At 71.4% G+C, this 11073-nt stretch carries 10 protein-coding genes; 6 read left to right on the top strand and 4 right to left on the bottom strand.

Annotated features, from left to right (window positions below):
• Positions 1 to 26: 26 nt before the first annotated feature.
• From WMI84_RS13595 to WMI84_RS13585, 3 genes are all read right to left on the bottom strand, one after another.
• On the bottom strand, positions 27 to 1445 hold the full coding sequence (locus tag WMI84_RS13595; protein WP_347354028.1) for a hypothetical protein: 1419 nt from the start codon (positions 1443 to 1445) through the stop codon (positions 27 to 29).
• 70 nt (positions 1446 to 1515) lie between these two features.
• On the bottom strand, positions 1516 to 1869 hold the full coding sequence (locus WMI84_RS13590; RefSeq protein ID WP_347354026.1) for a hypothetical protein: 354 nt from the start codon (positions 1867 to 1869) through the stop codon (positions 1516 to 1518).
• A gap of 428 nt (positions 1870 to 2297) precedes the next feature.
• Positions 2298 to 3065, bottom strand: coding sequence for a serine/threonine-protein kinase (locus WMI84_RS13585; RefSeq protein ID WP_347354024.1), 768 nt, complete (start codon positions 3063 to 3065; stop codon positions 2298 to 2300).
• 151 nt (positions 3066 to 3216) lie between these two features.
• Here WMI84_RS13585 and WMI84_RS13580 point away from each other — a divergent pair, with 151 nt between their 5' ends.
• On the top strand, positions 3217 to 4440 hold the full coding sequence (locus WMI84_RS13580) for a hypothetical protein (protein WP_347354023.1): 1224 nt from the start codon (positions 3217 to 3219) through the stop codon (positions 4438 to 4440).
• 334 nt (positions 4441 to 4774) lie between these two features.
• Here WMI84_RS13580 and WMI84_RS13575 read toward each other — a convergent pair whose 3' ends face one another.
• Positions 4775 to 5236: a DUF3817 domain-containing protein gene (locus tag WMI84_RS13575; protein ID WP_347354021.1), complete on the bottom strand. Its 462-nt coding sequence runs from the start codon at positions 5234 to 5236 to the stop codon at positions 4775 to 4777.
• Positions 5237 to 5393: 157 nt separating this feature from the next.
• Between WMI84_RS13575 and WMI84_RS13570 the strand changes: the two genes are divergently transcribed.
• The 5 genes from WMI84_RS13570 to WMI84_RS13550 all read left to right on the top strand — a co-directional run bounded on the left by WMI84_RS13570 (position 5394) and on the right by WMI84_RS13550 (position 10870).
• A complete protein-coding gene (locus tag WMI84_RS13570) occupies positions 5394 to 6167 on the top strand; it encodes an enoyl-CoA hydratase-related protein (RefSeq protein WP_347354019.1) in 774 nt (257 codons plus the stop codon).
• A 142-nt stretch (positions 6168 to 6309) separates the two neighbouring features.
• Positions 6310 to 6720, top strand: coding sequence for a hypothetical protein (locus WMI84_RS13565; protein WP_347354017.1), 411 nt, complete (start codon positions 6310 to 6312; stop codon positions 6718 to 6720).
• Positions 6721 to 6827: 107 nt separating this feature from the next.
• Positions 6828 to 9266: a DNA polymerase III subunit gamma and tau gene (locus WMI84_RS13560; protein WP_347354015.1), complete on the top strand. Its 2439-nt coding sequence runs from the start codon at positions 6828 to 6830 to the stop codon at positions 9264 to 9266.
• A 55-nt stretch (positions 9267 to 9321) separates the two neighbouring features.
• Entirely contained in the window at positions 9322 to 10080 is a 759-nt protein-coding gene (locus tag WMI84_RS13555) for a class I SAM-dependent methyltransferase (RefSeq protein WP_347354013.1), read from the top strand.
• A 112-nt stretch (positions 10081 to 10192) separates the two neighbouring features.
• Positions 10193 to 10870 carry a lysophospholipid acyltransferase family protein gene (locus WMI84_RS13550; protein ID WP_347354011.1) on the top strand — a complete coding sequence of 226 codons (678 nt, stop codon included), beginning with the start codon at positions 10193 to 10195 and terminating at the stop codon, positions 10868 to 10870.
• The last annotated feature ends 203 nt before the right edge of the window (positions 10871 to 11073 follow it).

Here is an 11073-nt window from a genome sequence, read left to right as displayed (position 1 = left end):
CCACTCGACCCCAACATAATCCGCGACTACCAGCTCGCCTGTGCAGCCGCCGAAGCCGCGTAACCGCGAAAGTCAAATCCGTCCCTGAGTCCGGGATTGTCGGGCAGCCCGACCGCCCCAGCGGTGGGAAGGCGTGTCAGGCGCAGCTGTCCCCACTCCTGCAGCTCGTCTGGTTCGAGCATCTGTTCGACCCGTTCGATGCTGTCCTGGTAGTGGATGGGTGAGCTACCTCCGTGGTGCACCCGGTCGTGCAGCTCTTGGACGGACAGGCCGTTCAGGTCGGGCAGGTCGCGGGGGGAGCGGCTCGGGTTGAAGGACCGGTTGGTCAGTGCGAAGCGGATCATGCGTCCGATCTTGCCGATGAGCCGGTCCACCTCGTCCTGAGCGTCGGCGCGACTGGCGGCGAACCGGGAGGCCGGGATGTGCTGGCGCAGCACGTGCTCGAACTCGGAGCAGATGTCGCTGACGATCTGCTCCAGCGTGGCGTCTGCCCCTTCGAACTCGTCCAGGATCCGGTCGACCTCCGGTTTGGTGATCAGCTGCCACTGCAGCGCCATCTCCAGCGAGCGAAGCTGGGTGACCTTGTCGGCGTTGGAGGGCAGGAACCAGATCCGGTCGGCGCTGGTGTCGCTGCGTCCACCGATGGCTGCCCCGTCGCTGTCGCGCACCTGCTGCGGCGCGGTCGGGCCGCGGCCCTGGTCCTTGTTGTTCGCCGACCACAGCGCGCGCAGCCAGGACGCGAGTGGGACCTGCTGGCCGTCTGCTTCGAGCTTGCGGATCCGGTCGCGTGCGGTCCCGGTGGGTTTCGGATTGAAGTCCGGGTCGCTGCCCCAACGCAGGTACTCCTCGAAGAAGAACACTAGGGCTTTCTTGTTGCGTTCGCTGAGCCGGTAGTCGGGCCGGCCAGTCAACCCGCTCGAGGCCAGGTATGACAAGGAATGGCGGGTCCCGTCTCGCTGCAGGTCGATCCGGTGCATCTTGCCCAGGTTGCTTGGCAGCCACACCGCGGCCAGCTGGTGCTCGGACAGGGAGAACTCGCCGCCGGCCACATGCAGGTTTGCCGGCGGGCGGCCCCAGGCGCGGACCGTGGGGATCGCCCCGCCGACCCGCTTCCCGTCGCGCAGCTCGCCGCTGGGGTTGACCAGCACCCACCCGTTCGGGACCGGCACCAGCAGCAGCCCGCAGGACGAGGTGGCGAAGCCGCCCCGGTCGTTGGGGCGGTCGGGCAACTCGATGTGCATCAGGTCGACGGCCGGGTCAAGACCGGCCAGGTGCGGGAAGGTCTGGCGCAGCAGGGAGCCCGGGTCATCGAGCATGTCCAGGGCCCGGTGCATCCCGCCGGGCCGACCGAAGGCCAGGATCAGGTTCTGGTCGTGCTCGATCTTGTAGGACACCGACGGTGCCCCGCCGGCCGGGTGGACGACCACGTTGATGGTATCGATCACGGCTGCTCCTGAAGTGGATGCGACCCAGCCTCACGCAGGGCTCTGTCCCCGTTCCCGCACACGTGTGCGGTCAAGGGTCGATGGGGAAGTTGGCAACGTCGCCTTGCCCGTTGCGGTACAGCACTGCCGTGGGTTGCCGGTCCTCAGGCACCCGGAACGGGATGATTCCCTGCCCGCAGTCACCGCTCTGGTAGTACGCGGACGGTGGCAGAACCCCGGGCAGCCCGGTCAGATCCTCGGCAGGTGTTCGCGGGCTCATGCCGCGCACCGAGAGCAACCACGGCTCCCAACTGATCCGAGTCTTCCCGTTGACGGCGTCCGGGGCCGGCGAGGTGACGCACACGCGCACGGTGACCGCGAACCGGTCACGCGTCAACGCGGAGACCTTGCGCACGGAGACCGTGAAATGATCGAAGGTCGTCACGGCAGGACGTGCCGGAGAAGTCGCCTGGCCGGCCGGCTCGACTCGTGCCGCCACGCCGGCTGCCGGGGTCGTCGTACTGGTGGACGACGCTGCTCTCGACGGGTCAGACTGACCTGTTGGTGGGTTGCCCCCGGGGAGGAGCCACAGGGTGGCACCGGCAGCGGCGAGTACCGCCGCGGCGGTGCCAAGCAGCAGTGGAGCGCGGCCCCCAGACCGCCCGCTGGGCTGGACCGGGTTATCGGAAGGAAGGACGACGTTGAGGCTGTGCTGCGCCTTGGGCCCGTCCTGATTCCAGCCGGCTGGCAGCGGGGCCAGACTGGCCGGGACCGTGAAAGCGGCGCCTGAAACCTGGACGGGCACGGTGAGGGCATCGAGCCTGGCCATCAGGGATGCCGCGCTTCTGGGGCGTGCTTGCGGGTCGGGACTCATCAGGTCCCGTACCGCCGAAGCGACCCCGGGTGCGAGGCTGTCCGGCAGTTCCAGGTCGGCTGGCTGCGTATACCGCACCCAACCGGTGGGGACCTCGCCTGCGGTGCGTGCCGAGGCAAGCTCCCCGGTCGCGGCGAAGTAGGCCGTGACCCCCAATGCGTACAAGTCGCAGCCGCCGTGGGGGGCGGCACGCACCCGTCCGGACCGACCCGGAAGGCCTCTGGGGGGATGAAACCGACGGTGCCCGAAGGGCCCATGCCGGTGCCGGTCAGGCCTGCCGCCGAGGTGGTGCGCAGCACACCGAAGTCGGCAAGCCGCACCTCGAGGGTGTGCCCAGGCTCGAGCAGGATGTTGCTCGGCTTGACATCACGGTGGAGCAGGTCGCGACGGTGCATGACCTGCAGCGCCTCGGCGCACTGGTGAATCAGCCGGGCGATCTGGTCTGCGGGCAGCGGACCATGGCGACTCACGAAGTGACCCAGCGACCCGCCAGCGACCAATGGCATGACGATGTAGTCGCCGTGCTGGCCGGAGTTCCAGTCGAGGGTCTCCAGTAGGTGCGGGCCATGGATCCGGGATGCAGACTCGGCGACCCACCGCTGGTGCAGGAGCAGGTCCTCACCCAGATCGGCAAGCTTGACGGCCACGAAAATGCGCTCGGTGATGTCCCAGGCACGCCACACCGCACCCACCCCGCCGTGGCCGAGCGCGTCGACAAGAACGTAGCGGCCACCGACCAGGTCCCCCGCTGTTCCCCAGCCACGCACCTTGGCATTCTTACAGGAAACGTTGCAGGGCGAGTCCCGACTGCTCTAGGTCCGACGGGTCGCCGGGGTCGCACTTGAGCCTTGGACGCTCGCGACCGAGACGTGCACACGTGTGCGGCCGGCCTGCACAACCGAGGCCAATGCTCGGGTCATGACCTCTCCCGCTGACCCGGTCGGTGTCCAGCTGAACGTCTCTGTGCCCAACCGCCGGCGGATGATCACCCGGCTTGCCATCACGGTCATGGCAGCGGCAGCAACACCGGTGCTGGTTTCCTGTGGCGCGATGGACCGGCGGCCACCGGACGCGACCGTGACGCAGGTGGCTAGTGCTGCCGAGGCGTTCGGTCCACCGGATGCGATCCCAACCCGGCCCGAGCCTACGACAGGGTCGAGGAGGTCACCTCAGGTGTTGCCGACCCTGGACGCGCGAGCCGACGCAGGGGAAACGAAGACGCAAGGGAGCGGCTGGCAGGCCTGCCCCCGGAGGCCACATCGCGCCGACGAGAGCGAGCGACTCCACTTTCCGGTCTCGGACATGGCCCACGTCCCCGTCGGGCAAGGTGAGCACGAGGTGCTCGTCCTACGCCTGTCCACGCCGTCCGGACAGATCCTCAACCTGCCCGATGACATGTGGGATTCTGCCGAGTTCGGGCCGCCCCCGACCGGTTGGGTCGGCCAGAGCCAGTTCCGGGCCGGCAGAGCACCCCGGGAGACCCTCGCTTGGCGGCAGCTGTTCGACCGGCTCGACGTCCCCGCGCCGAGTCTGAATGATGACCGTATCCGGTACCTGGTCAACGAGGGCTTCACCGAATCCGACCGGGTCGACCTCGACGTGTTGAGCACCGGCCCATCACTGACTTGCATGATGCGGCGTGCCGCGGTGCCCGACACCACTATCATCTCGCTGTCCTCGTTCGGCCTTCGCCCCGGCGGACTCGGGCCGTTGAGGGTCGGCATGTCCGGGACAGCTCTGATGCGGTACGGCGTGGTCAACCAGCACGATGGGCGCTGGTCCAACAAGACGGGCGACCTCGAGACCACCGGTATCACCTTCCTCAGCAACGGCGATGACGCGACGAATGCGCTAACCGGGATCGTCATCGACCCACGCCGAGGACACCCCGTCGACAGGCTCGGCTATACGTTCTCCCAGGACGCGATGCCGCATGGATGGCGTGCCGTGAAAGTCACACCTGACCTCGCCCACGCCTTCCAGATCGAAGGAGCCGACTGGATCCTGTTCAGCGATGAGGGTGCTCTGACACTCTGGTTCACTGATGAACCCGGCTACGCAGCGCGCGGATACATCGACAGAGCCGCAGCGACAGCAGGGACGGGTCTGGGCACCTACCGTCCACCCGCGCCGGCCCAGTGACCTGTCCAACGGTGACATGATCCATCGCAGACTGGCAGCAGCTGAGGCAACGTACTCTCGCGTCGAGAGGCTTCCCCCTGTCGTTCGGACCAGCGCGGGCGACAATCGGGTCTTCGCAGTGCCGGGTCGACGGCGTAGCCGCCTATAGGCGCAGGCGAGGCCCTGTTACGGTTACCGCCCTATGTCCCGGTGGGGGATCGAGGCGGGCCGGGTCCCGCAGCGTGCCCGGAATCGCCGGTCGTCGCGCGACCGGTTACCCGCCTGCTCGGCCCGACCGTTCCGACCGAGATCCTCTTCCCCCTTGGGGCCTGCGTGCGTCCGGTCCGGGTGCAGCTCAGCCCTGGGCGCCCACCGGTGCGCCCACGACGAGGGCCAGCCCGGTCAGGGCCGTCACGGCGACGAGCCCGACGGACACCGCGACCAGCGGACGCGCGAGCAGCGCGTGCAGCACATGCTCGAGGCGGTTCTCGGGTCGGGCGTCGGCGTGGCCGAGCCGCCAGCCGCCCTCGAGCGCGCCGGCCCGCTCCATCCGGCGCTCGAACCAGACCGTGAGGAACGGCGGGACCGCGCTGGCCAACCCCAGTACGGTCCGGCGGTAGGTCCACCGCTGGTTGACCGAGACGAGCACGGTGAGCAGGCAGAACGTGATGAAGACGACCCCGTGGACCAGCCCGAAGACTTTGACCCCCAGATCGGTCGTGCCGGTGACGTACTTGAGGAACATCCCGGTCAGCAGCAGTGCCCAGGACACCACCTCGGCGAGGGCGATGCGGCGGTAGAGGGTGCGGGGTGACATGGTGCTCCTTCGGCTGGCTCGGACGTCGGCAGTGCTCGGGCGGAGACGCAAGTCTCGCAAGGCCGTGCGTGCTGAGCCAGCCAGCGACATCATCCGAAAGGATGACCCGCTCGGGCGGCACGGCCGATCCGGCCCCGACCCGCGTTACGGTCGTGCAATGAGCGACTTCCAGCACCTGCTCGTCACCCGGGACGGCGACACGGTGACGATCACGATGAACCGTCCCCGGCGGCGCAACTCCCTCTCGGCGGACCACCTCGCCGAGCTGTTGCAGGCCTTCCGGGAGACGGCCGAGACCGACGCGACCGGGATCGTGCTGGCCGGCAACGGCCCGGTGTTCTCCGCCGGCCACGACTTCGGCGACGTCGCGGCCCGGGACCTGACCGGCGTGCGCGACCTGCTGCGGCTCTGCACCGAGCTCATGCAGACGATCGAGACCGTCCCGCAGGTCGTCGTCGCCCGCGTCCACGCGCTCGCGACCGCGGCCGGTTGCCAGCTCGTCGCCTCGTGCGATCTCGCCGTGGCGGCCGAGTCGGCCGGGTTCGCCCTGCCGGGCGGCAAGGGCGGCTGGTTCTGCCACACCCCGGCCGTGCCGGTCGCCCGGTCGATCGGCCGCAAGCGACTCATGGAGATGGCCCTGACCGGGGACGTGATCGACGCCGCGACCGCGCTCGACTGGGGCCTGGTCAACCGCGTGGTGCCCGACGACGACCTCGACGACGCGGTCGCCGACCTGCTGGCCCGCGCGACGAAGGGGTCCCGGGCGAGCAAGGCGCTGGGCAAACAGACGTTGCACGCCCAGCTCGGCCGGCCGGAGGCGGATGCCTACACGATCGCGGTCGAGGTCATGGCGGCCGCCTCCCAGCTGGCCGGCGCCAAGGAGGGGATGGCGGCCTTCCTCGAGAAGCGCCATCCCAAGTGGCCCGACTGAGCTGCGGGCTTCGACCGAGCCGGCCGACAAGCGCGCGCCGGAGGATGCCTTGACAGGCTCCTGACCGGGCCTCGACCCTTGTCTGGTGGGGCGTCGCGTCGGGGTCGCGAGGCGTCCCGGGCAGCACATCGGGAGGTGTGTGATGGGCCAGGCAGCCAGCTCCACCGGACCGTCCCGGACCTTGGCGTCCGCCCTCGCGGTCCTGGCAATAGTGGTGCTCACCGGGGCGCAGAGCAGCTGCCGCGAGCGGGCGAGCAGCGACCGCGCCTCGCCCGAGCCCTCGGGCTCGGTCGTGTACTCGGTGGCGTCCAACGCCGGAATCGAGACGGTCTCGTTCATCGGGAGCGACGGGCGGACGAAGACCGACACGAACGTCGGCCGGTCCTGGAGCGGACGTGGCCCGGCGAAGCACGGTGTCGTGCGTGTCTCGGCGACGACGAGCCGCGACGATGCGTGGATCAAGTGCTCGGTCGAGGTCGAGGGCCGGATCACCCAGCAGGCCAGCGCCCAGGGCACCTCGGGGTCAAGGGTCGTGTGCGAGACGCGTTACTGAGGTCGGTGGATCAAGGCCGAGCCGAGCGGGCACTCCGGCGGCCCGCCGCTGACGGCAGCCGCTCGGCGGCATACCGGCCTGTCGGCGCGGGCGGTTACTGTTCGGCCATGGCCACCGCCCTCTACCGCCGCTACCGGCCCGAGAGCTTTGCCGACGTCATCGGCCAGGAGCACGTCACGGGCCCGCTCATGCAGGCGCTGCGCACCGGGCGGGTCGGGCACGCCTACCTCTTCAGCGGTCCGCGCGGATGCGGCAAGACGACGAGCGCGCGCATCCTCGCCCGCTGCCTCAACTGCGCGCAGGGCCCCACGCCGACCCCGTGCGGCACCTGCGAGTCCTGCGTCGCGCTGGCGCGGGGCGGGCCGGGCAGCGTCGACGTCATCGAGATCGACGCGGCCAGCCACGGCGGCGTCGACGACGCACGTGACCTGCGCGAGCGGGCCAGCTACGGGCCGGCGCTCAGCCGCTACAAGGTCTACATCATCGACGAGGCGCACATGGTCACGCCGCAGGGCTTCAACGCCCTGCTCAAGATCGTCGAGGAGCCGCCCGAGCACGTGAAGTTCGTGTTTGCCACCACCGAGCCCGAGAAGGTCATCGGCACGATCCGCTCGCGCACCCATCACTATCCGTTCCGGCTGGTGCCTCCGGCCAAGCTGGCCGCCTACCTGACGGGCATCCTCGAGCAGGAGGGGGTCGCGGCCGAGCCGGGCGTCCTGTCGTTCGTGTGCCGGGCCGGTGGCGGCTCGGTGCGTGACTCGCTCTCGGTGCTCGACCAGCTCATCGCCGGGTCCGGCCCCGAGGGGCTGACCTACGCCGGCACGGTGGCGCTGCTCGGCTTCACCGACGCCGAGCTGCTCGACGCGACGATCGACGCGCTGGCCGCCGGTGATGCGGCGGCGACGTTCCGGCAGGTCGACAAGGTGATCGAGTCGGGCCACGACCCTCGCCGCTTCGTCGAGGACGTCCTCGAGCGGCTGCGTGACCTGATCATCGTGGCAGCGGTGCAGGACGGCGCCGGCCAGGTGCTGCGCGGCGTCACCGAGGACCAGCTCGACCGCATGCGGGTGCAGCAGGCCGCGTTCGGGCCGGCTGCGCTCTCGCGGGCGGCCGACATCGCCAACGCCGGCCTGACCGAGATGACCGGCGCCACCTCGCCCCGACTCCAGCTGGAGCTGATCTGCGCGCGCATCCTCCTGCCGGGGGCCTCCGGCCCGCAGGGGTATGCCGCTCGCCTCGACCGCATCGAGCGTCGCCTCGAGGTGGGCGGCGCGGTGCCCTCCCTCGAGTCCCCGGGCGGTCAGGCCCCTGGGGCCGCGCCGCCGGGACCGTCCGAGGTCCACGTGGCGGCGCCGACAGCCGCACCGCCGAGGCCGTCGGCCCCCCAGCCCGCGAGAGCGCCGTCCGCGGCCCGGCCGGGGCCGGGGCCTGCTAGCCCTCAGCCGCCGGTAGCGGCGGCCCCGGGTCCGTCGCCCGCGGCCGTCGCGGGCACCGGGCTCGACACCGACGCCATCCGGCGGGCCTGGGCGGACGTGCTCGGACGGGTCTTCCGGATGCGCCGGATCACCTGGACCTTCGTCTCGCAGAACGCCCAGGTCGTCGGGTACGACGGGCACACCCTGACCCTGGGGATCGCGACCGAGGGTCTGACCAACACCTTCCGGGTCGGCAACCACGCCGAGATCGTCCGGCAGGCCCTGATCGACGAGCTGGGGCTCGACGTCCAGGTCGAGGGAGTGTACGTGCCTCCCGGCGCGACCACTGACCAGGGTCCGCCGTCGGCATCGCGTACCGAGCCGCCGGGTGGTCCCGGTGGGTCGGGTGGGTCGGCCTCCGGGTCGGCCGCATCTACCGGAGACGCCGCCGCAGCGCCACGCCCTCCCGCGCCACGGCCCGGTTCGGCCACCTCTCCGAGCCGTGGTGGCCACCGGAGCGGCGACGTCCGCGACAACGGCCCGACCGCCGGGACGGGGCCGGCCTCTCCCGTGAGCCGGTCGCTCGAGGACAACGCCGGCTGGGGGAGCGTCACCGCGCCCCCGCCCGACTGGGCGGCTCCGACCGCGGCAGGGTCGGCGGGTCCGCGCTCGAACGGCAATCCCACGGCGGCGGCTGCGGAGCCGGGACCGGTGAGCGTGCCCGGCCCGGTCGGGCCCCCCGCGGTGGGTCGAGTGCCGGGACCGGTGAGCGCGCCAGGCCCGGCCGAGACCCCGACGGCGGCTTCAGCGCGCGGGCCGGTACACCCGTCCGACCCGGCCGGGCCGGGCCGGGCAGCCTCCCGCCCCGCCCGGCCGGGCGCCGACACGGTTCGGGCGTCCCTCGACGCTGCCCGCCGGAGCCGCACACCGGAGCGGTCGGACCGGGCTTCGGGCGCAGCCCCGGTGGTCGGGGCCGGCACCGGGCCCACCGGCGTCCATCCCGACTTCGGCGGCACCGACGACTCCGCCGTCAGCGGCGACGACGAGGACATCGAGGTCTCCACCGACGTCGGACGGGCCGTCGTCGAGAAGGTCCTGGGCGGCCGGGTCCTGCAGGAGTTCCAGGAGTAGCAGCCGCGCCCGCCGACGCGAGCCTGGCCGGCAGCGGCGGGCGTACCGTACGAGGATGGCCTTCGATGTCGCCGGCGATGCCTACGGGCGCTACATGGGCCGCTACTCCGAGCCGCTCGCCGCCCGCTTCGTCGAATGGCTCGCCCCGCCCGTCGAGGCGAAGGCGCTCGACGTCGGCTGCGGCCCGGGTGCCCTCACCGCTGTCCTCGTCGAGCGCTTCGGCAGTGCGCACGTCTGCGCCGTCGACCCCTCGCCGACCTTCCGCACGGCGCTGGCGCAGCGCCTGCCCGGCGTCGACGTCCGGGAGGCCCGGGCCGGTGAGCTGCCGTGGGACGACGCCACCTTCGAGCTCGTCCTCGCGTCCCTGGTCGTCCACTTCATGCCCGACCCGGTCGCGGGTCTGCGGGAGATGCGCCGCGTCACCAAGCCGGGCGGCACCGTCGCCGTCACCGTCTGGGACCTCGCCGGGCACCGGGCGCCGATGAGCCTGTTGCGGCAGGCGGCTGTCCAGCTCGACCCGGACGCCCCGGGCGAGGAGGGCCTGCCGGGAGCCAGACGGCACGAGCTCGGCGGGCTGCTGCAACAGGCGGGGCTGCAGGCGGTGTCGGAGGCCGAGCTGGGGGTTGCGGTGACGTACCGGTCGTTCGACGAGTGGTGGGAGCCGTACACGCTCGGCGTCGGGCCCACCGGCGACTACATCCACAGCCTCGCGCCCGGGCAGCAGGAGGCCCTGCGCGACCGTTGCCGCGACCGCACCGGAGACGGGCCGTTCGAGGTCCGCGCGACCGCATGGGCGGCCCGCGGCCGGGTCTGACCAAGGTCGCCGCAGTCCTGGTTGCCCGCTCCCCGGCCTGGCCGGTGTTCCGTCCCGCCACACGCCCGGTCACCGACCGCCCAGCCGGGTGCCCGGCCCCTAGAGTGGGCCCATGCTCTACAGCGTCACTCGCGGTGCGCTCGTTCCGCTGACCCGAGTCCTCTACCGACCGACGATCGAGGGCAAGCAGAACGTCCCGCTCACCGGCGGTGTCATCCTCGCGAGCAACCACCGGTCCTTCATCGACTCGTTCGCGATCCCGCTGGTGGCGCCCCGACACGTCCGGTTCCTGGCCAAGCAGGACTACTGGACCGGCACCGGCGTCAAGGGAGCGCTCTCGCGGGGCTTCTTCACGGCCGTCGGCATGGTCCCGGTCAACCGCCGCTCCCCGACCGCCGCGCAGGAGAGCCTCGACGCCGGGCTGGAGGTGCTCCGGGCCGGTGAGGCGTTCGGCATCTACCCGGAGGGCACCCGGTCGCGTGACGGTCGGCTCTACCGCGGACGCACCGGGGTCGCCTGGCTGGCCCTGCATGCCGGGGTCCCGGTCGTCCCGGTCGGGCTGATCGGGACCGAGGACATCCAGCCGGTCGGTTCGAGCTTCCCGCGCCTGGCCAAGGTGACGGTGCGCTTCGGCGAGCCCATCGCCGTCGAGCCCTACCAGGATCTCCCGGCGGGCAAGGCCCGGCGGCTGCTGACCGACGACGTCATGGACGCGATCGCGGCCCTGACCGGTCAGGAGCGTGCCGGCGAGTACAACACCGTCCCGAGCAGCGGCGACCCCGGCACCTGAGCCCCGTCTGACCTGCAGCTGCCCTGTCGCGGCCGTGCCGAACGCGCATCACGGCACCGTCGGTCCGGACACATGCACGCTCGACCGGAAGAACTGCACGCTCGACCCGGAGAGGCGCACACTCGATCAGACCCTATGAGGGTCGCGGGTTGCCCGGGGTCTTGAGGCCCGGGGCCTCGCGTATGCAGGATTCGTGGATCACC

This window comes from Intrasporangium sp., from assembly GCF_039812505.1.
In the GTDB taxonomy this organism is placed as follows: domain Bacteria; phylum Actinomycetota; class Actinomycetes; order Actinomycetales; family Dermatophilaceae; genus Intrasporangium_A.
This window is presented reverse-complemented; position numbering and strand designations above follow the sequence as displayed.

Excerpts from the sequence above, each read along its gene's own strand:
- WMI84_RS13580 (WP_347354023.1), top strand. The coding sequence starts at position 3,217 with ATGACCTCTCCCGCTGACCCGGTCGGTGTCCAGCTGAACGTCTCTGTG.
- WMI84_RS13575 (WP_347354021.1), bottom strand. The coding sequence starts at position 5,236 with ATGTCACCCCGCACCCTCTACCGCCGCATCGCCCTCGCCGAGGTGGTG.
- WMI84_RS13570 (WP_347354019.1), top strand. The coding sequence starts at position 5,394 with ATGAGCGACTTCCAGCACCTGCTCGTCACCCGGGACGGCGACACGGTG.
- WMI84_RS13565 (WP_347354017.1), top strand. The coding sequence starts at position 6,310 with ATGGGCCAGGCAGCCAGCTCCACCGGACCGTCCCGGACCTTGGCGTCC.
- WMI84_RS13560 (WP_347354015.1), top strand. The coding sequence starts at position 6,828 with ATGGCCACCGCCCTCTACCGCCGCTACCGGCCCGAGAGCTTTGCCGAC.
- WMI84_RS13555 (WP_347354013.1), top strand. The coding sequence starts at position 9,322 with ATGGCCTTCGATGTCGCCGGCGATGCCTACGGGCGCTACATGGGCCGC.
- WMI84_RS13550 (WP_347354011.1), top strand. The coding sequence starts at position 10,193 with ATGCTCTACAGCGTCACTCGCGGTGCGCTCGTTCCGCTGACCCGAGTC.